At 45.1% G+C, this 23,255-nt stretch carries 17 protein-coding genes, 1 tRNA gene and 1 riboswitch; of the genes, 10 read left to right on the forward strand and 8 right to left on the reverse strand.

Going from position 1 to position 23,255, the window contains the following annotated elements; all coding sequences use genetic code 11:
• Nucleotides 1-123: 123 nt before the first annotated feature.
• Complete coding sequence (locus ONT08_RS08515; protein ID WP_264959711.1) at nucleotides 124-1,701, reverse strand: ATP-binding protein; 1,578 nt, start codon at nucleotides 1,699-1,701, stop codon at nucleotides 124-126.
• A 480-nt stretch (nucleotides 1,702-2,181) separates the two neighbouring features.
• Here ONT08_RS08515 and ONT08_RS08520 point away from each other — a divergent pair, with 480 nt between their 5' ends.
• The 5 genes from ONT08_RS08520 to ONT08_RS08540 all read left to right on the forward strand — a co-directional run bounded on the left by ONT08_RS08520 (nucleotide 2,182) and on the right by ONT08_RS08540 (nucleotide 9,845).
• Nucleotides 2,182-4,176 (forward strand): site-specific DNA-methyltransferase, encoded by a 1,995-nt coding sequence (locus ONT08_RS08520; protein WP_264959712.1) that lies wholly within the window; start codon nucleotides 2,182-2,184, stop codon nucleotides 4,174-4,176.
• 28 nt (nucleotides 4,177-4,204) lie between these two features.
• Complete coding sequence (locus tag ONT08_RS08525) at nucleotides 4,205-7,111, forward strand: DEAD/DEAH box helicase family protein (RefSeq protein WP_264959713.1); 2,907 nt, start codon at nucleotides 4,205-4,207, stop codon at nucleotides 7,109-7,111.
• A gap of 168 nt (nucleotides 7,112-7,279) precedes the next feature.
• Complete coding sequence (locus tag ONT08_RS08530; protein ID WP_264959388.1) at nucleotides 7,280-8,836, forward strand: IS1182 family transposase; 1,557 nt, start codon at nucleotides 7,280-7,282, stop codon at nucleotides 8,834-8,836.
• A 401-nt stretch (nucleotides 8,837-9,237) separates the two neighbouring features.
• Entirely contained in the window at nucleotides 9,238-9,507 is a 270-nt protein-coding gene (locus ONT08_RS08535; protein WP_254973215.1) for a hypothetical protein, read from the forward strand.
• A gap of 47 nt (nucleotides 9,508-9,554) precedes the next feature.
• Nucleotides 9,555-9,845, forward strand: a complete 291-nt coding sequence (locus tag ONT08_RS08540) for a hypothetical protein (RefSeq protein ID WP_153137318.1) — start codon at nucleotides 9,555-9,557, stop codon at nucleotides 9,843-9,845.
• Between the two features lie 235 nt (nucleotides 9,846-10,080).
• On the opposite strand, the gene ONT08_RS08545 is transcribed toward ONT08_RS08540, so the two are convergent.
• Nucleotides 10,081-11,637, reverse strand: a complete 1,557-nt coding sequence (locus ONT08_RS08545) for an IS1182 family transposase (protein WP_118200255.1) — start codon at nucleotides 11,635-11,637, stop codon at nucleotides 10,081-10,083.
• A gap of 143 nt (nucleotides 11,638-11,780) precedes the next feature.
• Nucleotides 11,781-12,557, reverse strand: coding sequence for a DUF2442 domain-containing protein (locus ONT08_RS08550; RefSeq protein ID WP_264959714.1), 777 nt, complete (start codon nucleotides 12,555-12,557; stop codon nucleotides 11,781-11,783).
• A 270-nt stretch (nucleotides 12,558-12,827) separates the two neighbouring features.
• Between ONT08_RS08550 and ONT08_RS08555 the strand changes: the two genes are divergently transcribed.
• From ONT08_RS08555 to ONT08_RS08575, 5 genes are all read left to right on the forward strand, one after another.
• Nucleotides 12,828-13,100 carry a hypothetical protein gene (locus tag ONT08_RS08555; protein ID WP_264959715.1) on the forward strand — a complete coding sequence of 91 codons (273 nt, stop codon included), beginning with the start codon at nucleotides 12,828-12,830 and terminating at the stop codon, nucleotides 13,098-13,100.
• Nucleotides 13,091-13,429 (forward strand): hypothetical protein, encoded by a 339-nt coding sequence (locus tag ONT08_RS08560; protein ID WP_118200810.1) that lies wholly within the window; start codon nucleotides 13,091-13,093, stop codon nucleotides 13,427-13,429. The genes ONT08_RS08555 and ONT08_RS08560 overlap by 10 nt, the downstream gene beginning before the upstream one ends.
• A 222-nt stretch (nucleotides 13,430-13,651) precedes the next feature.
• On the forward strand, nucleotides 13,652-15,889 hold the full coding sequence (locus tag ONT08_RS08565; RefSeq protein ID WP_264959716.1) for a patatin-like phospholipase family protein: 2,238 nt from the start codon (nucleotides 13,652-13,654) through the stop codon (nucleotides 15,887-15,889).
• 152 nt (nucleotides 15,890-16,041) lie between these two features.
• On the forward strand, nucleotides 16,042-17,346 hold the full coding sequence (locus ONT08_RS08570) for a S28 family serine protease (protein ID WP_264959717.1): 1,305 nt from the start codon (nucleotides 16,042-16,044) through the stop codon (nucleotides 17,344-17,346).
• A gap of 128 nt (nucleotides 17,347-17,474) precedes the next feature.
• Nucleotides 17,475-17,547 (forward strand) — tRNA-Lys (locus tag ONT08_RS08575).
• A gap of 471 nt (nucleotides 17,548-18,018) precedes the next feature.
• Here ONT08_RS08575 and thiH read toward each other — a convergent pair.
• From thiH to ONT08_RS08600, 5 genes are all read right to left on the reverse strand, one after another.
• Nucleotides 18,019-19,158: a 2-iminoacetate synthase ThiH gene (thiH, locus tag ONT08_RS08580; RefSeq protein ID WP_006848700.1), complete on the reverse strand. Its 1,140-nt coding sequence runs from the start codon at nucleotides 19,156-19,158 to the stop codon at nucleotides 18,019-18,021.
• A 4-nt stretch (nucleotides 19,159-19,162) separates the two neighbouring features.
• Complete coding sequence (gene thiC / locus ONT08_RS08585) at nucleotides 19,163-20,857, reverse strand: phosphomethylpyrimidine synthase ThiC (RefSeq protein ID WP_117585966.1); 1,695 nt, start codon at nucleotides 20,855-20,857, stop codon at nucleotides 19,163-19,165.
• 106 nt (nucleotides 20,858-20,963) lie between these two features.
• The gene (locus ONT08_RS08590) at nucleotides 20,964-21,737 is read right to left on the reverse strand and encodes a thiazole synthase (RefSeq protein WP_117585967.1); all 774 of its coding nucleotides are present in this window, start codon (nucleotides 21,735-21,737) and stop codon (nucleotides 20,964-20,966) included.
• Between the two features lie 87 nt (nucleotides 21,738-21,824).
• The gene (gene thiS / locus ONT08_RS08595; protein ID WP_264959718.1) at nucleotides 21,825-22,022 is read right to left on the reverse strand and encodes a sulfur carrier protein ThiS; all 198 of its coding nucleotides are present in this window, start codon (nucleotides 22,020-22,022) and stop codon (nucleotides 21,825-21,827) included.
• 125 nt (nucleotides 22,023-22,147) lie between these two features.
• A riboswitch (TPP riboswitch) is annotated at nucleotides 22,148-22,242 on the reverse strand.
• A gap of 83 nt (nucleotides 22,243-22,325) precedes the next feature.
• Nucleotides 22,326-22,751: a Fur family transcriptional regulator gene (locus ONT08_RS08600; RefSeq protein WP_006848696.1), complete on the reverse strand. Its 426-nt coding sequence runs from the start codon at nucleotides 22,749-22,751 to the stop codon at nucleotides 22,326-22,328.
• Nucleotides 22,752-23,255 lie beyond the last annotated feature (504 nt).

Genomic DNA, 23,255 nt, shown 5'->3' on the forward strand with positions numbered 1-23,255 from the left:
CCTGTGTTTATCGGCATTTCGGGAGGTGAAGAGTCATCAGCAACTCTTCACCCGCTCTTCACCACTCTTCACCTCCGTCAACCTCCCTGTTTATCTGGGGTAGGGTGAAGAGCTTTATCTTGATTACAAAGACTCATCCACTTCTTTCCAATCTATCAATCCCTTGCCCTTTTCATCGAGTTCCACTGCCAGGGCGATAACTTTGCGTTTGTCTGCCTTGAATGGTTCTGTGTAGCTCTTTTCCTTTATCTGGCTCTCGGCAGCAGAAATGCCGCCATTGTTCGATAGCTTCAGCTCCAGGACGTAGATGAAGGATGGAACCTCTACAATCATATCAATCCTGCCAGTGGCCAGCATCCTTTCTACTTCCACCCTAAAGCCCAAGGCTCTGAATATCGTACTCATTATCAGTCGGTAACGTTCCTCCATATCCATACTTGCCATCTTCTTGTTGCTGTATGGAACATCGGCGATAAGAGCCTTTAATGCCTTCTTGGCTTCAGCGGTATTGCCGTCCTGCATCATTTTTCTGAGGAAGCTCTGCGCAGAAACCACTTCCGAATTCGACTTCATGGTCAAGGCAGGAACCGCTACCCGGTATAATGCCTTGCGAACTTCAAAGTTAGGGAAGCCTAGGATGTAAACGCCATCGTCGTAACCCTTGATGGTGAGATAACCCGACTGATAGAGGAAGAGCTCGGCTCCGCCATTCACTACATCCGATGTTTCCAGGGTATCGCGCTCGATGAAGCAATGGTCAAAATATTCCATCTTCATCTCCATGTCATCCACGAACTTTGGCAATAGGGAAGTGGCCCCTGATGAAGCCCAGTAATTTCTCAATTCCCTATCATCCAGGGCATTGATGAGGCTGAACGGATTGAAAATATCCACCATATTTTTGCGGCAGAAATGATATCCGTCGTAAAACGCCGTGAGCTGCTTCAGAGTCTCCTCTGGAGTCCATCCATTTTCTTCTCCCATTGCCTCAATCTCAGGTATGAAGTTTTCGGCAGCTTCCTGCTTTGAAATACCGCAGATAGTGGCGTAGGGTGCATCAAAACTGATGTTGCTCAGGTTGTTGAGCACGGAGAAGAGAGAAATTTGAGTGAACTTGGTGATGCCTGTGATGAAGATGAACCGCTCGTGCTCGTCCTCTTTTTTCAGAACAGCAAACACGGATTTATAGATGGCTGTACAGGCATCATGCTCTGGAGTCTTCCAGGAATGCTGCAATGGAGAATCATACTCATCGATGAGGATAACCGCCTGTTTTCCGGTCTTTTGAAACATCGTTTCGATGATGTTCTGGAAGCGGACGGCAAGGGAAGCCTCCGGGCGTACGGCTACTTCATACTTCTGTTCGTATTTATAGAAGGCATCGTCGAGATAGGAGTTGAGTTCTTCTGGTGCAGCACCTCCGCAACTCATGTCGAGTCGAATGACGGGATAGCAGGTCCATTCTTTCTCCAGTTTCATCACCTTCAATCCTTCGAAGAGTTCCTTTTTCCCCTCGAAGTAAGCCTGGAGTGTATCCACGAGAATGGACTTGCCGAAGCGGCGTGGGCGGCTCAGGTAATTATACTTTTTTCCCCTGTTGGCAAGTCTCCAGATTATATCAGTCTTGTCAACATACAGATATCCTTCTCTTCTTATTTCTGCAAAAGACTGGATGCCTACAGGCAATTTTCTATCGTTCATTTCTGTCATAATCTAATCTCCTATGTTTTCAGGATAGCTTTTTGCGAGCTATTCGCCTTACTACAAATTCTATTTGCAAAGATACGATGAATATTTTGATTTTGCAAGAAAAATGGGGGATAATATAAAAAAGGTGGCGAATCTTTTTGTTATCTCTGATTTTTGCAGTATCTTTGCATTCGGATTGATTCGCCCTAGGGTGATGACGTCTGTTTTTGTGGGTTAAAATAATAGCGTTTGCTGTTTATTCGATAAACGTTCAGGAAACTTGGCGGTGGAAAGAATGTATACATGAATAAATGTGCGAGCGCCTGCGATATACGTGGGCGTTCGACTTGTCTGTATACATAGGTTTCCGCCAAGTACCTCTGAACGTGGATGAGTTGAACTGTCCACGTTTTTGCGTTTGGGTATTTGGTGGAATCTTCGTTTTAAAGAATAGCATGCTACGCATTAAAACTATATTTAAGCTTTAATGCTATGGCAAAATCATTGATTGAAGAACTACCTCGCATTGCAAGCGAAGGTAGGCAAGAGGCTCAGCGCATCATTGAGCGATTGAGCAGTGGCACACGCATTGGGTTGCAAACCAATGAGCTGGTGTTGCCTCGCAAGGATGTCTCCGGATTCTTCCGTGGACAAGTTCCCAATATCCCTAATGCATTCAATGCCGCCCTGGATGGGGGGAGTTGGATGAACCGTCTAGTGTATGGTGATAATCTCCTGACCATGCAGGCGCTGCTTGCCGGAGACCCTCAGACGGGCTTGCCTTCATTAAGAGGCAAAGTGGATTTGATCTACATCGACCCGCCGTTTGATTCTAAGGCGGATTATAGAACGAAGGTTGTTTTACCCGGTGTTGATATTCAACAAAAGCCAACTGTAGTTGAACAGTTTGCCTATGCTGATACCTGGGAAGAAGGGACAATCTCTTATCTAAAGATGATATATAAAAGACTTATTCTGATGAAAGAATTATTGTCTGACACAGGTACTGTCTATGTTCACATAGATTGGCATATTGATTCTTATGTAAAGATAATGCTTGATGATATATTCGGCAAGGATAATTTTAGAGATCAAATAATTTGGTATTATCCTGGAGGTATCAAAGCTGTTCCTCATTATTTTCCTCGTAAGCATGATTGTATCTATTGTTATTCTAAAACAAATAATTATGTTTTTAACAATCAGAGAAAAGGCATCGAAGATAATTCTTTGTATAGTCGATGGATAAAATATAGTGAGGATGGGGAGACTATTACATATAAGAATTTTCCACGTACAGATAAGGTAAAATTTGATATGTATGTAAAAAGATTTATCTCTCAAAATAAACGAGAGCCTAAAGATGAAGATGTAATTTATCGTTTTGAGGGCGCTCTTGTTGATGATGTTTGGGATGATTGTCCTGCTGTCTTTAGATTATTAAATGAAAAAACAGGTTATTCTACTCAAAAGCCAGCATCCCTCCTCGAACGTATCATCAAGGCATCTTCCAACGAAGGCGACCTTGTCTGCGATTTCTTCGGTGGCAGCGGCACCACAGCAGCGGTTGCCGAAAAGCTGGGCCGCCGCTGGATAACCTGCGACATCGGCAAGCCGGCATCCCTCGTCATGCGCAAGCGTTTCATCGACCAGGAAGTAAATCCGTTCCTCTATCAGAGCATCGGCGACTATCAGAAAGAGGCTTTCCATAACAACAAGAAACTCCGCCGAGTGGGCGATCTCTCTCAGGTAGTCTTAGGCCTCTTCGGTGCCTTACCATTCTCTCCAGAGCAGGTGAGCGACAGAAACTTCGGTTACGTAAAGGGCACCCGAAACCTGGTGATGGTGGATAGCCCTAACCGCCTGACCACTGCTGCTACCGTTCGCCGTGCCGTGGAAGCCAAGGCTTCTCTGCTCGGCGGCGACTGGGATAAAGTCATCGTGCTTGGCTGGAACTTCGCCTTCGACATCTCGCAAGCCATCGAGAAATATAAGAACAGCAATGTAGAGGTGCTGGTGATTCCGCCCGATCTGCTCGACAAGCTATCTAAGAAGGGTTTCAAGAAGCTCATCGCCGACAAAACCGTCCGCTTCTCTTCTTTGCAATATCTGGTGGTGAACCCAGTTGAAGTAACCGTGAACGGCAATGGCGAGGATGAACTCGATATCAGTCTCAGCAACTATGTGCTGCTCTCGCCAGATAATATCCCGTTGGACGATAAGGACAAGGAAAATTTGCAGAAGGTGATGGAGCAGGACCCTCTCTCGCTGATAGAATATTGGAGCATCGACCCTGATTATGACGGCGATACCTTCCGCAGCACCTGGCAGGATTATCGTGAGAACGTGGATAACGACAGCGACCCGCTGCACTGCGTATATTCCACCCGAATTGCCATGCCGCATAAGGACGAGCGAAAAGTCTGCGTCAAGGCGGTAGATGTGTTCGGATTCGAGAGTCAGGTTATCCTGGATGTGAAGTGTTAGTTTTAAGAACGAATAGGAGATTACGACTATGGCTATCAATTCAAGTAATATATCTTTGGAATTGGCGCATCGACTCACCGATGTGGTCAATGCCGCCTGGAAGAGTGGGGAGATGCTGGAGAAGGTGACCCCAACCACCGCCTCGCTCTTAAACTATTGGTTTGGAGAGGGTTTCTGCAACGAGCGTGTGAGAAATTTCCATGAGGGTCAGCGACAGGCTATCCTCAACATCATCTATCTGCACGAAGTGATGGGAGAAAACTGCGTGATGGATGCCTATCAGGGCATCATTCCGGAACTGATGGATAGGGCCGACCTGGCTCAGCTTGCCAAACCTAAATATCAGATGCCTAAGTATGCAGTGAAGATGGCTACGGGCACGGGAAAGACGTGGGTGATGCATGCCCTGATAATCTGGCAGATGCTGAATGCCCGGCACGAGGATGTAGAGAGCGGACGATTTACGCAGAAGTTCCTGATAGTGGCTCCGGGTCTGATTGTTTACGACCGTCTGCTGGATGCCTTCTGCGGCAGAAAGAAGCGAGATGAGGAATATCGTGACCCTCAGACCAACGACTACTACATGAACCAGGAGGTGTTCATCCCCGAGCGTTATCGTGACGAGGTGTTTTCGTTTATACAGAACAATGTAGTGACCAAGGAGGATGGCATCGGCAGGAAGACCACCGGCGAGGGACTGATTGCCCTGACCAACTGGCATCTGTTTGAAAATCAGATGGAAGAGAAGGAGCAGGATGAGGAGGTGGACGATTCCAGCACGGTGACACCCGCAGAAATCATCAGCGACCTGCTGCCTATCCGTCCGGGCAAATCGGCTGGCAACGACCTCGGCATGCTCGACCGCCGTGCTCTGGGTGGCACCGAACTGGAATATCTGGCTGGTTTAAAGGATTTGATGGTAATCAATGATGAGGCTCATCATATTCACGAAATCAAGCGTAATGGCGAAACCGAGGAGGTGGAATGGCAAAGAGGCCTGAATGCCATCAGTGCCACCAAGGGTACAAGATTCATACAGGTGGACTTCTCTGCTACTCCTTTTGATACAAAGGGTGCCGGAGAGAAGCAGGTGAAACTCTTTTTCCCGCATATCATTGTTGACTTTGACTTGCCTATGGCGATGAAGCAGGGACTGGTGAAACTGTTGCTGCTCGACCGTCGGCAGGAACTTACCGACCTGGAGAACCTGGATTACAACGCCGAGCGTGATGAGCAGGGAAAGGTAGTTGGACTGAGCGAAGGTCAGCGCATGATGCTCCGTGCAGGATTGACCAAGCTGAACAAACTGGAAGAAGAATTTCTGAAGAATGATGCGTCTAAGAACCCGAAGATGCTCATCGTCTGCCAGGACACCACGGTATCTCCTTTTGTAGAAGAGTTTCTGAAGTCGGAAGGTCTGGAAGATGAAGACATCGTTACCATCGACAGCAACAAGCAGGGCGAGGTGAAGGATGAAGAATGGCAGGAAATCAAGAAGAAGCTCTTCGATATAGATAGGTATAAGAGTCCGAAGGTGGTCATCTCGGTGCTGATGCTCCGTGAGGGCTTTGACGTCAACAACATCTGTGTGCTCGTTCCGCTCCGTTCTTCGCAGGCACCAATCCTGCTGGAGCAGTTGGTTGGTAGAGGTTTGCGACTGATGTGGCGAGAGCCTGACTACATCGACATCAAGCGTGAAGACCGCCTCAGGGTATTGAAGAATCATCAACCTCCTCGCACTTATATCGATACCTTGTCCATCGTTGAGCATCCGGCTTTCATCAAGTTCTATGATGACTTGCAGGATCAAGGCTTGGTTGCAGTGGATGAAGGCGACGTGGGTACAGGAGGAGCCACTGGCGATATCCTGACCGTGGGACTTCGTGAGGATTACGAAAAGTATGATTTCCAATGGCCGGTTATTCTGCATGATTCCTTAGAAGAGTTGGAAGATGCAGAAATAGATTTAGATGATTTACAGCCATTCACGATGTATCCGCTGTCTTTGCTCCGTAAGTTCCTGGCAAAGGAGGGGGAGACCTTCGTATCGCAGGAATCTTTGACCAAGACAACCTTTGGCAAGTATAAGGTAACGGCTAATCTCTTCAATGCCAATGGATATAATGAGTATCTGCAGAAGTTGCTAAGGGTAGTAACCCTGCGCTTTGAGAACTGTCGCCGTCAGGGTTTTCCTACCATTCAAATCAATGGTGCCCAAACGGTGCAGGTGATGGACTGGTACATTAGGGAGAAACTTTTCGCTATGCCTTTCGACCCGTTCCAAGGAAGCGACTGGAAGATATTGCTGGCGAAGGATGGCATCGTGACGAAGCACATCGTGGAGCAGTTTGCGGTGGCAATCTATAAAATGCAGAACCGCCTGACTATGGTAGATGCAGAGGTGAGCTATACGGATTTCTCTTCGCTCAAAGCTATCAAGATGAGAGAGTCTTACTCGTTAGATGTGCAGAAATGCATCTATCCTCGACTGGGGTATCCTTCTCACGGAGGAGGATTGGAAAAGGCATTCATCGAGTTTCTGGATAGGGATGCCGAGGTGGAAAGATTCCTGAAAATTAATGAGAGTGGCCATTCGTTTGCCATTATCTTCTACGTGAGGAAGGATGGCTTGATGGCAACGTATCATCCTGATTTCATTGTGGCCACGGCTGATAAGGTTTATCTGATTGAAACCAAGGGCGACGACAAGGTAGATGACGTGAATGTGCGTCAGAAACAGACAGCTACCATTGAGTGGATAAAGAAAATCAACGCTTTGGAGCCTGAGGATAGAATGAATCGCACCTGGGAGTATGTTTTGATAGGCGAGAGCGTGTTCTACTCGTTGAGTGGAAGTGGCGCTACGATTACTGATATTTGCAACATGTGTAAGGTTTCGTATTCTGTGGCAACAGGTAATCTGTTTGAAATGTAAGGGAGGGTGTGTCATAAGTCTGTGACGCACCCCTTTTTATTTTTTGCCTTTTCACAGATACGAAATCTTTAAAAAACATTTTTATTTACAACAAAGCCCAAACTTTCACAAGCTCGGGCTTTGCCTTTCCGCAAAAGATTTGTATCTTTGCAGAAAACTTCTTTAAGTATGGCAAAGATACAAATAAAATCTGAAACTCGGCACGAATTGAGCTTTTTTCCTAACTCTTTCGATGATTATGTGCCAAAAGACAGCAAAGTTCGTATGGTGGATCATATTATTCGCAGTATGGACATCAACCCTCTCATGGATACCTATGATGGGATTGGTGCTCCTCCTTACAGTCCGAAGATGCTTCTAAGTTTAGTTGTTTTTGCCTATATCAATGGCGTTTATTCCTGTCGTGGCATAGCGGACGCACTTAAATACGATGTTCGCTATATGTGGATTTGTGGAGGTAAGCAATTATCTTTCGCAACAATCAACCGCTTTAGATCCAATCATATGATTAAATGCATCGACTTTTATTTTGATGCAGTCGTCTCCATATTGGTTGAAAAGGGCGTGATTAGTCTGGAGGAACAATATGTTGATGGCACTAAGATAGAGTCGAAAGCAAACAAGTACACGTTTGTATGGAAGAAGACTGTGGAAAAGAACAGGGCTAAGCTCTTGGAAAAGACCTCTGCTGCATTGGCTCAGATAAAAGAACAAATTCGCCTGAATGGCGGGAGTGACATTAAGGAAGAAGACAGCGAGCCAGCCACTTCCGCCAAGGATGTAGAGAGAAGTGCACGTTTGTGTGAGAGGCAAGCTAAGAACCTTCCTAAGGCAAAGCTTACAGGAAGAGAGAAGCAAAAGCTAAATACTCAGATAGATCACTTGTTCAAAGCCTCGGACAAACTGTGCGAGTATGAAAAATCACTGGATATACTGGGCGAGAGAAACAGTTACTCCAAGACTGATCCCGATGCGACCTTCATGCGCCTCAAGGAAGATGCCATGAACAATGGGCAGACAAAGCCTGCCTATAACCTTCAAATTGCGACAGAGAATCAATATTGGACGAATTTCGCCCTTTATCCCAATCCAACAGACACCCTGACCTTCAAGCCTTTTTTGGATAAGTACAAGAAAAGATATGGAAAGCAATCCAAGAGCGTCACCGCAGACTCAGGGTATGGCTCGGAGGAGAACTACGAGTACCTAGAGATGGAAGAAATGATGGGTTATGTAAAGTACAACTGGTTTCACAAGGAACAGCATAAGCCTTTCAAGGAGGATGCCTTCAACCAAGCGAACTTCTACTACAACAGGGATGATGACTATTATGTCTGCCCCATGGGACAACACATGGAACCTTGTGGACAACGGCAAACGAAAAGTGACTCCGGCTATGTGTCTGTCATTACATTATATAGAGCACAACGATGTGATGGATGTCCGCTTGGAAGTCTCTGCAAGAAATCCAAAGGCAACAGAACCATATATGTCAACCATAAACTGAATGCATATAAAAAGGAAGCCTTCCTGCTACTAACGTCTGAAGAGGGCTTGAAACACAGAAGCCAGCGACCGATAGAGCCGGAAGCTGTATTTGGGCAGATGAAGGCAGATATGCATTATAAGCGATTCAGGCATTTTGGAATGGACAAGGTTTACATGGATCTAGGATTGTTCGGAATGGGATTCAATTTGAAGAAATATTTGGGTATAAAACGATAAAACTCAATTTTGGTTGTTTTATCGTCAGGGATAACTATGCCCTTTTGTGAGCTTTGGGGCTGTTTTGTTATCGATAAAACAAGAAAAGTAAAGTTTCTATACAATATAATAAGATTCCCTTTGTGAAGAAAGACTACGATTCAACTAGAATATATAGAAACACACACAAAAAAAGGGTGCGTCACAGACTTATGACACACCCTCAGCAATAATGATAAAGAAAGCCAGTCTTTTCGCATGAGAAGGCTGGCTTTCTTGTTCTTTACGTGGGGATTTTATCCACATAATCCTTTAAATTTCAGCGTTCTCTGCCATTTTCTATAAGTTTTTCTTGCGGTTTCCAATCTTTCTTCGTATTTTTGCACCAATAAGTAACGTGGAACTTTAAAAGCGAAAGAAATATGGAGGAAAAGAAATATCATATCGATGAATCTAAGGTAGCAGGGGATAAGGTTTGTGAGCCATCGCCTGCTTATCGTTCGGCAGCATCAGCATCATCGGTATCTTGGGATGAGGCTTACGACACCGATTCCTATCCTATGGGGCGCTCGCTGGAGCAGGTGATGGAGCATTGCGCAGAGGTTGAGAAATACTTGGATGATCCTGACTATTGGATTTCCATAGATGAATTTGAAGAGCAGATGCGAAAGGCAATACCGGGATGGAAATAGTAGAAATAAAAGTTGAAAGGCTTTTTCTTGCAGAATTTCAAAAGTGTGTGGCATATGCACTTTCTGAATTTGGAAGGAAAACGGTGAAGAATTGGAATGCTGAGTATGAGAAGATTAGGCATCGTTTGGAAATTATGCCGACCGGCTATCCTTTTGTTCCTGAATTGCAGAAATGGCAAAAGTATCGTGGCGCCATCATCATGAAGAACTTCAAGATTATCTATTTCTATGATGAAGATTCAAATCTTGTACGAATTGTGGATCTCTGGTATATGCGCCAAGACCCTAGTAAGCTGAACCTGCGAGCCAGCAGGATAATAAGAAAGAAGTATCATTAGATTTTATGATTTCCGGAAATATAAAAAACTGGAGGGTGTGTCATAAGTCTGTGACGCACCCTTTTTTTGTGTGTGTTTCTATATATTCTAGTTGAATCGTAGTCTTTCTTCACAAAGGGAATCTTATTATATTGTATAGAAACTTTACTTTTCTTGTTTTATCGATAACAAAACAGCCCCAAAGCTCACAAAAGGGCATAGTTATCCCTGACGATAAAACAACCAAAATTGAGTTTTATCGTTTTATACCCAAATATTTCTTCAAATTGAATCCCATTCCGAACAATCCTAGATCCATGTAAACCTTGTCCATTCCAAAATGCCTGAATCGCTTATAATGCATATCTGCCTTCATCTGCCCAAATACAGCTTCCGGCTCTATCGGTCGCTGGCTTCTGTGTTTCAAGCCCTCTTCAGACGTTAGTAGCAGGAAGGCTTCCTTTTTATATGCATTCAGTTTATGGTTGACATATATGGTTCTGTTGCCTTTGGATTTCTTGCAGAGACTTCCAAGCGGACATCCATCACATCGTTGTGCTCTATATAATGTAATGACAGACACATAGCCGGAGTCACTTTTCGTTTGCCGTTGTCCACAAGGTTCCATGTGTTGTCCCATGGGGCAGACATAATAGTCATCATCCCTGTTGTAGTAGAAGTTCGCTTGGTTGAAGGCATCCTCCTTGAAAGGCTTATGCTGTTCCTTGTGAAACCAGTTGTACTTTACATAACCCATCATTTCTTCCATCTCTAGGTACTCGTAGTTCTCCTCCGAGCCATACCCTGAGTCTGCGGTGACGCTCTTGGATTGCTTTCCATATCTTTTCTTGTACTTATCCAAAAAAGGCTTGAAGGTCAGGGTGTCTGTTGGATTGGGATAAAGGGCGAAATTCGTCCAATATTGATTCTCTGTCGCAATTTGAAGGTTATAGGCAGGCTTTGTCTGCCCATTGTTCATGGCATCTTCCTTGAGGCGCATGAAGGTCGCATCGGGATCAGTCTTGGAGTAACTGTTTCTCTCGCCCAGTATATCCAGTGATTTTTCATACTCGCACAGTTTGTCCGAGGCTTTGAACAAGTGATCTATCTGAGTATTTAGCTTTTGCTTCTCTCTTCCTGTAAGCTTTGCCTTAGGAAGGTTCTTAGCTTGCCTCTCACACAAACGTGCACTTCTCTCTACATCCTTGGCGGAAGTGGCTGGCTCGCTGTCTTCTTCCTTAATGTCACTCCCGCCATTCAGGCGAATTTGTTCTTTTATCTGAGCCAATGCAGCAGAGGTCTTTTCCAAGAGCTTAGCCCTGTTCTTTTCCACAGTCTTCTTCCATACAAACGTGTACTTGTTTGCTTTCGACTCTATCTTAGTGCCATCAACATATTGTTCCTCCAGACTAATCACGCCCTTTTCAACCAATATGGAGACGACTGCATCAAAATAAAAGTCGATGCATTTAATCATATGATTGGATCTAAAGCGGTTGATTGTTGCGAAAGATAATTGCTTACCTCCACAAATCCACATATAGCGAACATCGTATTTAAGTGCGTCCGCTATGCCACGACAGGAATAAACGCCATTGATATAGGCAAAAACAACTAAACTTAGAAGCATCTTCGGACTGTAAGGAGGAGCACCAATCCCATCATAGGTATCCATGAGAGGGTTGATGTCCATACTGCGAACAATACGATCCACCATACGAACTTTGCTGTCTTTTGGCACATAATCATCGAAAGAGTTAGGAAAAAAGCTCAATTCGTGCCGAGTTTCAGATTTTATTTGTATCTTTGCCATACTTAAAGAAGTTTTCTGCAAAGATACAAATCTTTTGCGGAAAGGCAAAGCCCGAGCTTGTGAAAGTTTGGGCTTTGTTGTAAATAAAAATGTTTTTTAAAGATTTCGTATCTGTGAAAAGGCAAAAAATAAAAAGGGGTGCGTCACAGACTTATGACACACCCTCTAGGAATAAGTATTGCAATCTGGCGAATTCTAGCTTTTCTCAAAATAAACCAGAGAATGCGTGCAGGAAGTGTGATAGGAAAGGCGAGACAGCCCCAAAAGCAGGATCCTACGTCTGAGGTGAAAGAATGGTTCTCCCGTTTTAATCTTTCTTGTTCTTCGGCAATCTCATCTAGGATTCCTTTGTCCAATTCCTTGAAATCTACGTTGTTCGGAAGTGGCTCAGCGATGTTATAGAGTTCTTTTGCAGTCAGTTTGATTTCTGTATCCCATGTTATGCTATATGGATTTACTTTGTAGCTTTCGTAGTAATCTATGTCATAAAAACGCTTGAACTTTTCTTCATCAGAAAGCATGAGTTTCTTGATGTCTATAAGTTTACGTTCCATATTGCTAAACCAGATAATCAGCTTGTAATCCTCCTGATACCATACAAATATGATTCCCAGTTTGTCTTTTGTATCTAATGGCTTTATGTGGATTTCCCTTATCTTGCTTAAATTCTCAATGTTGGCAAGGGGTTTCACTTTTTTGATATAGTGATAGTGGTCCATCAGCTCACGCTGATGAAGGTGTGCCCAATAATTCACCAGACGTTGTTGATCCTTGGGAATAAATGCATAATCAAACTTTAATTTCTTGAAATTATATGATGCGCTCTCATCCTTATAGTTGACGGAAAAGGATGGCTCCAGCATTATATCATCATTGAAATGAATATATATATCATAGAAGTTTACCTTACTCATAGCCATATTTTTATAAATGAAAAAAGCCCAGCCTATTTAAGCTTTGTCAAGAGGCTCGGCTGGAACTAACGCTGCAAAGATACAGATAATTATTGATACTCCAAAGATTTTAAGAAGAAAAAAATATACCGGGTCGTTTTTTATCCAACTTAATCCGCATAATCCTTTAAATTTCAGTGTCCTCAGCCATTTTCTTTCAGATTTTCTTGCGAGTTCCAATCTTTCTTCGTATTTTTGCACCAATAAGTAACGTGGAACTTTAATAGCGAAAGAAATATGGAGGAAAAGAAATATCATATCGATGAATCTAAGGTAGCAGGGGATAAGGTTTGTGAGCCATCGCCTGCTTATCGTTCGACTGCATCAGCAGCATCATCAGTATCATGGGATGAGGCTTACGACACCGATTCCTATTCTATGGGGCGCTCGCTGGAGCAGGTGATGGAGCATTGCGCAGAAATAGACAAGCACTTGGATGACCCGAACTATGGTCATCCAGTGGATGATTTAATTGCAAGATTAGAACAGAAGATTGCGCAATGGAGATAAAGGCAGATGATTTGTTTGATAGCGAATTTGACAAATGTGTAGATTACGCTTTGTTGGAATTCGGCAGAAAAACAGCCAAAAAGTGGATTGATAGCTTGATTGGTATTAAACATCAACTGAGGTTGATGCCTGAGAGTTATCCGTTTGTACCTGAACTGCAGAAATGGAGAAGGTATCGTGGTGCCATCATCATGAAGAACTTCAAGATTATCTATTTCTATAATGAAGAGAAAGATATCCTCTGGCTGGTGGATCTCTGGGATTTGCGCCAAGATCCTCGTAAGCTGAACCTGCGAGCCAGAAAGATAGAAAGAAAGGAATATCATTAGAATTATAAACACGAAAGAAATATGGAGGAAAAGAAATATCATTCTTCTCTTTTCTGTCGGATTCTTGAAAAAGTATTTAGGTGAAGAGTGGTGAAGAGTGGGTGAAGAGCTTCTGAGAACTCTTCACCTCCGCCAACCGCCCTGTTTATCGGTATTTCAGAGGGGTTGGTGAAGAGTGAAGAGTATTTGCCGTGCCAGTTATTCATTTTAAAAAGGAGCAATATGATGGTACATCGAGATAAGATATTATGTTTTTGGGTTTTATTCTGCTGCTTCTTTGCATATACTCCTCTGCAAGCCCAGCAGCCACGCAAGAAGGTGGGGCTCGTGTTGGGTGGAGGTGGTGCCAAGGGCGCGGCTGAAGTAGGTGTGCTCAAGGTGCTGGAAGAGGCTGATATTCCTGTAGATTATATTGCCGGAACCAGTATCGGTGCCATCGTGGGCGGACTCTATGCCATCGGCTACGATGCTGCGGATATCGATAGCCTCTACCGTAACCAGAACTGGCTTTTCCTTTTGAGCGACCAGGTGAAACGTGAATCGGAGACTTTTCTTTCTAAAGAAGAAAGGGAGAAATATATCGTTCATATTCCTCTTTCCAAAGAGAGGAAGGTCTCGTTACCAACCGGTTATGTGAAGGGGCAGAATATCTTTAACCTTTTCTCTAAACTTACCGTGGGGTATCATCAGGTGGATGATTTCTCCAACCTACCTATTCCTTACCGTTGCGTGGCGGTAGATCTGGTAGAAGGCAAGGAGGTCGTGTTTTCATCGGGCTCGTTGCCATTGGCGATGCGTGCCAGCATGTCGATACCGGGCGTGTTTGCTCCGGTAGAATGGAAAGGGAAGATGCTGGTGGATGGAGGCGCCTTGAACAATCTGCCGGTTGATGTGGCAAAGGAAATGGGAGCGGATGTGATTATCTGTGTAGATTTGAGTACCGGTTGGAAGAAGAAGGAAGAGCTGAAATCGGCTTCTTCTGTTGTTGAACAGCTCATAAGTATGATGGGGCAGAACAAATACAGGAAGAATATGGCTGAAGCCGATCTTTATATCAATCCTTCTCTGAAAGGTTATTCGGTAGCCAGTTTCCAATCTGAAGCCATTGATACCATGATACAGCGGGGAGAACAGGCTGCCCGCCAGAAATGGGATGAACTGATGGCTCTGAGAAAGTATATTTATGCTGATGCTTGTGATTCTGTTGCCTCTGATGATACATTACAGGATAAACGCCTCAAACTGCAGAAACCTTCTCAGACGGAAGCCTATCATATAGGAAGCATCCGGATAGAAGGCATCAGCGGAGAGGAAGAAAAGTGGATTAGAAAGAAAATTGCTCTACGGGAGAATTCGGAAGTCAGTCCTGAGGAGATAGATGGCACACTTGCTATGCTCAGGGGACTGAATATCTTTTCGCGTGTAGAATACAGACAGTCTAACGAGGAACCTTATGACCTGGTATTCATGCTGGAACCCAACGAATCGAGAAGAATCAGTGTAGGTGCACGTTTTGATACGCAGGATTTGGCGAGCGTCATTGCTCAGATATCCAACAACCAGCAGTTTTCTACCCGTCATCATTATGCCTTTACAGGACGCATTTCACGTAATCCCTATCTGGAAATGAAATATGCCTATGGCAACCTTTTCGGAGCGAAAATTGGCATTTCCTATCGTATGGCTCATTATGATTTCGACCTTTATGCTGACAAGCATAAGTTGGATGCCCTGGAGTTTCTTTCGCATTCTTTCGCTGGATTCTATACCCGCGATATCGGTAATTTCAGATTGAAATCGGGGGTGCAGTTTGATTATTACCATTATCATTCTGATATGTTCGAACGGGACGGAAGCATCCAGACACGTTCGTCAGACCATTTCCTGAACTACTTTGCGTCTGTTGTGATGGATACTTACGACCGCCGTTATTTCCCGACCCGTGGCAGCCGCATTCAGGTTCAGGGCATTCTGCATACGGATGACGGAATACATTATGCTGATGGTAATCCTTTCGGTGAAGCTGTTTTTCAAGGAGAATGTGCCGTACGTCTCAATTCCAGATTCTATCTGCTTCCTAAGCTCAAGAGCCGCTTCTTGTTTGGCAGTTCCGTACCTGCCATTTATCAGAATTATGCAGGTGGAGTAGCTGACGGTTACTATCTGCCTTGGCAAGTGGCATGGGAGAGTGCGCAGCATGTTCATCTGCTGGAGCGCAATGTGGTGACAGGTCAGCTCGGTTTCCGCTATCGGGTGAAAGGAAAGTTCTATCTTACCGCTCTGGGAGAGTATGGCAAGGAAGCCCGCAAGTTTTCCCATATTCTCATCGGTGATGATTTGTGGGGAGGAGCCTTGAGAGCATCCTATGATTTCGTGTTGGGTCCGGTAAGCATTCAGGCTAATTATTCTAGCTTGGGTAAGAATGTAGGATTCTATATCAATGCAGGATTTGTATTCTGATTTCCTTAATTGCTGCCCATATAATAAATAAGGTGTTGTTTCTCTTTGCCGAACAAGAATAAATCATTACCTTTGCAGCTGTTTAGAAAACATATAGAATGTATTTCGCAATCTTGAATTTTAGAATATGATAAATAAAAAGAGAGAATAAGATGAAACTGAGATTTTTGAAATTGATGCTGCTGCTCTTCATCCTGCCATTGCAGATGCTGGCGGCAGAACTGGGCGTGGCTGGTAAGCAACTGGCTGCTTTGCCTGGAGTAAGTAACGTGGAAACGCTGAAAAGTACGCATTTCCCGGAAAAGTATGTGTTCTTTATCAAGCAGCAGCTCGATGCCAAGGATGCATCCAAGGGCTATTTCGAACAGAGGGTGGTGCTCTGCCATAGAGGATTCGACCGTCCTACCGTGCTCGTGACAGAAGGATATAATGCCAACTATGCGCTGCGTGAAGGATATATTGAAGAACTTTCCAAACTCTTCGATACGAATATCATTACCGTAGAGTACCGTTATTTCGATAAGTCGATGCCTGAGCCTTGTAACTGGGATTATCTTACAGTAGAGAATTCGCTCTATGATCTGCATCATGTAAACCAGACCCTGCATGCGATGTACAAGGGAAAATGGATTGCTACCGGCATCAGCAAGGGCGGACAGACTACGATGTTCTACCGTTCTTACTTCCCTGATGATGTAGATATTTCTGTGCCATACGTAGCTCCGCTCAACAAGGGTGTGGAGGATGGACGACATGAGAAGTTCCTGCAATATCAGGTATCAACCAAGGAAAACCGACAAAAGGTGCTCGATTTCCAGTTGCTCCTCTTCAAGCGAAAGGCTGCGTTGCTGCCAATGTTCGAGAAATATTGCAACGATAAGAAATATGTATTCAATGCTCCGCTGGCAGAGATTTTTGATTACTCTGTATTCGAATACGCCTTTGCTTTCTGGCAGTGGGGAGAAGACATCAACAAGATTCCTGCAAGAGAGGCAGATGACAAGACGGTGTTTGATTACTGGATCAACATGTGTGAACCTGACTATTTCACCAACTATAATGCCACAGCCTCGTTTGATGTGCAGGCAGCCCGGGAGTTGGGTTATTACGGCTATTATACCAAACCATTCAAGAAATACCTCAGTATCAAGACAGCTAAGGGCTATCTGAAGAAACTGATGGTGCCAAAGGGGGCAGAAAACGTGAAGTTCTCGCCAGCACTCTATAATCATACGGTAGAGTTCCTGACCAAGAATGATCCGAAGATGGTTTATATCTATGGCGATATCGATCCTTGGGGAGCTTCGGGCATTTATGGCTTGCCTTTCACCAAGAACAAGAAGAACCTGCATGTTTATATGTGTCATGGCGGTTCGCACAAAACTCGCATCTTGTCGTTCCCAGAGCCTACAAGACAGGAAATCATCAGTCTGATAGGTGGTTGGCTGAAGGAATAATGCTTTCATCAACCAACCATGATGGATAAAATGAAAGTTTTTATCAAAAAATAGCCATAAAAGTTTGGTGGTTTCAGAAAAATGTATTACCTTTGCACTCGCTTTTGAAAACAAAGCTTTTAGCAGAGGCACCCTTAGCTCAGTTGGTAGAGCAACTGACTCTTAATCAGTGGGTCTAGGGTTCGAATCCCTAAGGGTGTACAAAAAACTCCGAAGAATCAATCTTGGTTCTCCGGAGTTTTTTTTATGCCCCGCATGGAGTAACTCTGTTTTTTATCGTATCTTTGCAACCGATGAATAGAACAGACTTGACACAAGGTAGCATTTGGGGGAATATCACGACCTTTCTGTTACCTTATCTATAGATGCTACAGAGTTGCTGGCAGATTTCATCGAAAGTAATCCTGTTGCCCATACGCTACGTAATATGTATATTTATAAACAAGCAAGTTGATATTTATTCACTTGCGAAACTTTAGTAATTTACAATTAATAGTTTATAGTTAATAGTTTATAGGTTGCTGTTTACTGATGATTTTGGGGGAATTGGCTGATAAGTTGCTGATGGGCTGGGGGCGATATAGGGGCGTCAGTCTGAGAATATTAACAAAAAAGAGTGTGTCATGAATTTATGATACACTCTTTTTTTTATTCTGTTTAATTACATCTTCTTTATCCGTTTGCGATATTTCCGAAGAAATCGAATGAGGCATCCCAATCCTTCCAGACTGGCTCTCTGCCCAATTCCTTCAATCTCGCATTGATTACCTTGGCTGTACGCTCATCACTTACGGTGAACTGCTCCAGTGCCTGAGGATAGGTATGATAACCGCCAGGATTTACCTTTGATTCTGCCGACATGGTGGTGACACCCAGTGTTGCCATGTTGTCACGGATGTAGGCTGGCTCACGGGTAGAGTAGGAGATATCTACATCGTGGTCGAAGATACGCATGGCGAAAGTTGCCTGTGCCAACTGCTTATCGGTCATGAAGCAGTTTGGCTGGAAACCTTCGTTCTGTGCAGGGCGCATACGAGGGAAGTTCACGCTGTACTTGGTCTTCCAGTAATGCTTCTGCAGGTAGCGCAGGTGATGAGCCATCATCACAACATCCGTGCGCCATTCCTTCTCCAAGCCGATGAGCACACCCATACCGATGGAATGGACGCCTGCCATACCCATGCGGTCGAAACCATCGCAGCGCCACTCAAACTTGCTCTTCATGCCACGTGGGTGGTAGAGCTTGTAGTGCTCGTGGTTGTAGGTTTCCTGGAAACAGATGACGCCGTTCATGCCGTGGTCGGCGAGGGTCTTGTAATCCTCAGTAGAGAGTGGCATCACCTCAATCTTCACGTTAGAGAAATACTTCTTGGCGATATCGATTGCCTTGGCAAGATAAGGGGTGCCAGCCTTGGCTGGGTTCTCGCCCGTAACGAGAAGGATGTTCTCGAATGGAGCCAGCTGCTTGATGGCTTTATACTCGTTCTCAATCTGCTCTGGGGTGAGGATGGTACGTGCCATCGGATTCTCACGATGGAAACCGCAATACACGCAGGAGTTAGAGCATGAATTGGTGATGTAGAGAGGAATGAACATCGACATGGTCTTGCCGAAGCGCTCCTCGGTATATTTGCGGGAAAGACGCGCCATTACCTCCAGGTATGGCTCGGCTGCAGGTGAAATCAGCGCCATGAAGTCGTTCACATCGCAATGGTCCTTGGCAAGGGCACGACGCACATCGTTATCGGTCATTCGAGCAATGCGCTCCGTGGTCTCCTCCCAACTGATATTCTTTAATTCGTCTGAAAACATTTTCTTACTTTTTAAACTTTCTCAAATCGTGTGTCAACTTGGCTGCGCAGAAGTTTGGACCACACATGGTGCAGTACTCACCGTCTGTATGACCTGCCTCCTCGAAATACTTCAAGGCAAGCTCTGGGTCGAGAGAGAGGTGGAACTGGTCTCTCCAGCGGAACTCGAAGCGTGCCTTGGAGAGGGCATTGTCGCGGATGGTTGCACCTGGATGACCCTTTGCCAAATCGGCTGCATGAGCGGCAATCTTATAGGTTACCACACCTGTGCGCACATCCTCCTTGTTAGGTAAGGCGAGGTGCTCCTTTGGTGTTACATAGCAGAGCATGGCAGTGCCGAGCCATGCAATCTGGGCGCCACCGATGGCTGATGTGATGTGGTCGTAACCTGGGGCGATATCGGTAACCAATGGGCCGAGGGTGTAGAATGGTGCCTCGTGACAGTGGTCGAGCTGACGCTCCATGTTCTCCTTGATCTTCTGCAATGGCACGTGACCAGGACCCTCGATGAATGCCTGCACGTTCTTGTCCCAGGCACGGGTAACAAGCTCGCCCATGGTATCCAACTCGGCAAACTGGGCTGCATCGTTGGCATCGGCAATACAGCCTGGGCGCAGACCATCACCCAAAGAAAGGGCAACGTCATACTGTGCCACGATGTCGCAGATATCGTCGAAGTGCTCGTAGAGGAAGCTCTCCTGGTCGTAATAGAGACACCACTTGCTCATGATACTACCGCCACGGCTCACAATACCGCAGAGACGGCTATCAGCGAGATTCACGTTGTGGCGACGGATACCGGCATGGATGGTGAAGTAGTCAACACCCTGCTCGCACTGCTCGATGAGGGTATCACGGAATACCTCCCAGTTCAGATCTTCTACCTTGCCGTTTACCTTCTCCAAAGCCTGGTAGATAGGCACGGTTCCTACTGGTACAGGACAGTTGCGCACAATCCATTCACGGGTTTCGTGGATGTTGTCGCCGGTAGAGAGGTCCATCAATGTATCGCCTCCCCACTTGCAAGACCATACTGCCTTATCTACCTCTTCCTCGATGCTGGAGGTAGTGGCAGAGTTACCGATGTTGGTATTGATCTTCACGAGGAAGTTGCGGCCGATGATCATCGGTTCGCTCTCTGGGTGGTTGATGTTGGCAGGAAGAACGGCACGTCCGCGTGCAATCTCATCACGCACATATTCAGGGGTGATATGGGTATCGATGCCCAACTCCTGGCAGTTCATGTTCTCGCGGATAGCTACGTACTCCATCTCTGGAGTGATGATGCCAGCCTTGGCATAAGCCATCTGGGTGATGTGCTTGCCAGCCTGTGCACGGCGAGGCAACTGGATGTGCTCGAAGCGGAGGTGGTCGAGGCTATGGTCAGCAAGGCGCTGCTTGCCATACTCGCTGGTAACTTCCTTGAGCTGCTCGGTATCGTTGCGGTCGAGAATCCACTGTTCGCGCATTCTTGGCAAGCCCTTCTTCAAATCTACCTGATAGTTAGGGTCGCTGTAAGGACCGCTGGTATCGTAGATGTAAACCGGAGCGTTTGGCTCTGTATGAGGAATGCCGCGCTCATCCTTCACAACAGTAGGAGTGAGGTTAACCTTGGTCATTCCAACCTTGATCTGTGGGAAGAGTTTTCCCTGCATATACGCCTTTTCTCTCTGGGCGTAAGCTTTCTTATCGTTTGGCATAATTTTTTAAAGGTAAAAAGGTAAAAGGGTAAAAAGGTAAAAAGAACATTCTGCTTCTTTGCCTTCATCCTTCATGCCTTTTATGATCATATATATTTATTTTATATTAGTCGTTGAGGAATGCGGTGAGAGGAGAACTTGCCTCAGCACAATCGCTGATGGCTCCGAGACCTGCCTCGTAAGCACGGCGACCGCAGATGACTGCCTCCTTGAATGCCTTGGCCATCTCTACAGGGTCTCCTGCAACGGCGATAGCTGTGTTGACCAGGCAAGCGCTGGCACCCATCTCCATAGCTTCGGCAGCGTGGCTAGGTGCACCGATACCTGCATCTACTACTACAGGAACAGTAGCCTGCTCGATGATGATCTGCAGGAAGTCCTTCATTCTCAAACCCTTGTTGGTACCGATAGGTGCAGCAAGTGGCATCACGGTAGCAGCACCAGCCTCTTCAAGGTGCTTGCAGAGGGTAGGGTCTGCCTGGCAATATGGCAATACCACGAAACCGAGCTTTACCAGTTTCTCGGTAGCCTTCAGCGTCTCGATAGAGTCTGGAAGAAGATAGCGAGGGTCTGGGTGGATTTCGAGCTTGAGCCAGTTGGTTCCGAAAGCCTCTCGAGCCATCTGTGCTGCGAATACAGCCTCCTCGGCGTTGCGCACGCCACTGGTGTTAGGAAGGAGCTGGATATTTGGGTTCTGCACAATATGAGAGAGCAAGTCGTCCTGCTTGTCTTCGAGTTCGATACGTTTCATAGCAACAGTAACCATTTCTGTTTCTGATGCTTTGATGGCTTCAGCCATGAGGGCATTGTTGTTAAACTTTCCTGTACCCAAGAAGAGGCGGGAGTTAAACTCTCTGCCTGCGATTACTAATTTTTCCATTGTTTTATTATAGAGTTGTTATTTTTGTTTTCATTTCTGTAGGAAAAGTACTTTTGGGTGATTCTTTTCCGCTGTATTCTGGGACCGTTATCCTCCGCAGAACGCTTTTACGATAACGATGTCTGCTCCTTCTGCGATGATTGTGTTTTCCCATTCATCACGAGACACCATTTCGTTACTGATAGCTACTGCAACTCCTGTAGCTGGCAAATCGAGTTCCTGAGCTAACTCCCTGATGGTTTTAGCCTGTGTCTCGGTCTCTTTGTTGTTGATAGTTACTTTCATATTCTGTTCGTTTTATATGATGAATAATCCGTTTGTTTACGCTTTTTCTATCGCCCGAAAGCGATGATAAGATAATATGTAATCAAACACGGTGAACTTCCAGATGAAAGCCTTAAGAGAAAGAATAAAGCGTTATCAAATATCCCTGCGACAGCATTACCTGCATCAGGTTCAATGGGTATCATCTCAGCCGAATCTTTCAGCACCCCGTGATAATCGCTTGCAAAAGTAATGATAATATCGGAAAAACAATAGAATTTCAAAAATATTTATGCTAAATTAACGCAGAATGTACCTTTCGCTTTACTGGTGTTTCTTTCTGCAATCCGGGCATTCGCCTTTGATGACAAAGGAAATAGAGTGGGGATAAAAGCCTTCGGGCAGCTCGAAACTTGGAATATGGATATCCTCCATACAGAAGGAACGCTGGCAAGATTCGCAGTAGAAATGAATATGCCCGTCGTGATGATCGCAAGCCCCTTTTTCTTCGCAGAGTTCGTAGCAGAGTACGCCTCGCCCATCTTCGAAGGCATGTACCACATCATGTTCCAGAAAGAGGGTAAGGGTACGGAAGATGCTCGACTTGTCCATCGAAACCATCTTTCGTTCCAGATTACTCAGACTCTGCGGGTTCTGTTCGCCCATCAGGGTCTTCATTACGAGTATGCGGTTGGCGGTTGGCCGAATGCCTTTCGATTCCAGCCTGCTGATCATATCTTGTGAGTTCATCGTTTCTTCTTTTTAAAATTTTTACTAACCGGTTGCAAAGATACAAAAAAAGCGTGTAAGTATGGTAACTTACACGCTTTTTCTTTATTTAAACGTAATTACATTTTGCTTTCAATCTAGTTTATGCCGCAGCATGAAGGGATTGGAACCCTTATGCGCAAGCACAACCACGGCTTCTGTTCAAAGCCTCACCATACATTTCCATTGCGGTCATGTAATTTGCAAGAATAGCCTTCAAGGCCTTCTTGATGTTTGCATACATTGTTTTCATAATCGTTATCCTTTTTTAAAAAATTAATACTTGGCTTTTCTGCCATTTCCTTTTTCCTTTTATTCATGAACGGTGGTCAATTTTACTTGCCCATCTCCATGTTGTTGTTTACATTTACAGCCTTGACAATCATAGCTGCCACAACTGTAAGAATCATTACTGTCGTCATCATAATTTATTTCCTTTCTTTCTTTGTGGAGCCTCCATGTGAGGTCTCCTGTTTTACATTATCC

Origin of the sequence: Segatella copri, from assembly GCF_026015465.1 — a bacterium.
GTDB classification, from domain to species: domain Bacteria; phylum Bacteroidota; class Bacteroidia; order Bacteroidales; family Bacteroidaceae; genus Prevotella; species Prevotella copri_E.

What these genes read in the sequence shown, in the direction of transcription:
- thiS (WP_264959718.1), bottom strand. Translation starts at nt 22,022, where the DNA reads ATGAAAGTAACTATCAACAACAAAGAGACCGAGACACAGGCTAAAACC.
- ONT08_RS08560 (WP_118200810.1), top strand. Translation starts at nt 13,091, where the DNA reads ATGGAGATAAAGGCAGATGATTTGTTTGATAGCGAATTTGACAAATGT.
- thiH (WP_006848700.1), bottom strand. Translation starts at nt 19,158, where the DNA reads ATGTTTTCAGACGAATTAAAGAATATCAGTTGGGAGGAGACCACGGAG.
- ONT08_RS08525 (WP_264959713.1), top strand. Translation starts at nt 4,205, where the DNA reads ATGGCTATCAATTCAAGTAATATATCTTTGGAATTGGCGCATCGACTC.
- ONT08_RS08600 (WP_006848696.1), bottom strand. Translation starts at nt 22,751, where the DNA reads ATGAACTCACAAGATATGATCAGCAGGCTGGAATCGAAAGGCATTCGG.
- ONT08_RS08555 (WP_264959715.1), top strand. Translation starts at nt 12,828, where the DNA reads ATGGAGGAAAAGAAATATCATATCGATGAATCTAAGGTAGCAGGGGAT.
- thiC (WP_117585966.1), bottom strand. Translation starts at nt 20,857, where the DNA reads ATGCCAAACGATAAGAAAGCTTACGCCCAGAGAGAAAAGGCGTATATG.
- ONT08_RS08530 (WP_264959388.1), top strand. Translation starts at nt 7,280, where the DNA reads ATGGCAAAGATACAAATAAAATCTGAAACTCGGCACGAATTGAGCTTT.
- ONT08_RS08520 (WP_264959712.1), top strand. Translation starts at nt 2,182, where the DNA reads ATGGCAAAATCATTGATTGAAGAACTACCTCGCATTGCAAGCGAAGGT.
- ONT08_RS08590 (WP_117585967.1), bottom strand. Translation starts at nt 21,737, where the DNA reads ATGGAAAAATTAGTAATCGCAGGCAGAGAGTTTAACTCCCGCCTCTTC.
- ONT08_RS08535 (WP_254973215.1), top strand. Translation starts at nt 9,238, where the DNA reads ATGGAGGAAAAGAAATATCATATCGATGAATCTAAGGTAGCAGGGGAT.
- ONT08_RS08515 (WP_264959711.1), bottom strand. Translation starts at nt 1,701, where the DNA reads ATGAACGATAGAAAATTGCCTGTAGGCATCCAGTCTTTTGCAGAAATA.
- ONT08_RS08570 (WP_264959717.1), top strand. Translation starts at nt 16,042, where the DNA reads ATGAAACTGAGATTTTTGAAATTGATGCTGCTGCTCTTCATCCTGCCA.
- ONT08_RS08565 (WP_264959716.1), top strand. Translation starts at nt 13,652, where the DNA reads ATGATGGTACATCGAGATAAGATATTATGTTTTTGGGTTTTATTCTGC.
- ONT08_RS08545 (WP_118200255.1), bottom strand. Translation starts at nt 11,637, where the DNA reads ATGGCAAAGATACAAATAAAATCTGAAACTCGGCACGAATTGAGCTTT.
- ONT08_RS08550 (WP_264959714.1), bottom strand. Translation starts at nt 12,557, where the DNA reads ATGGCTATGAGTAAGGTAAACTTCTATGATATATATATTCATTTCAAT.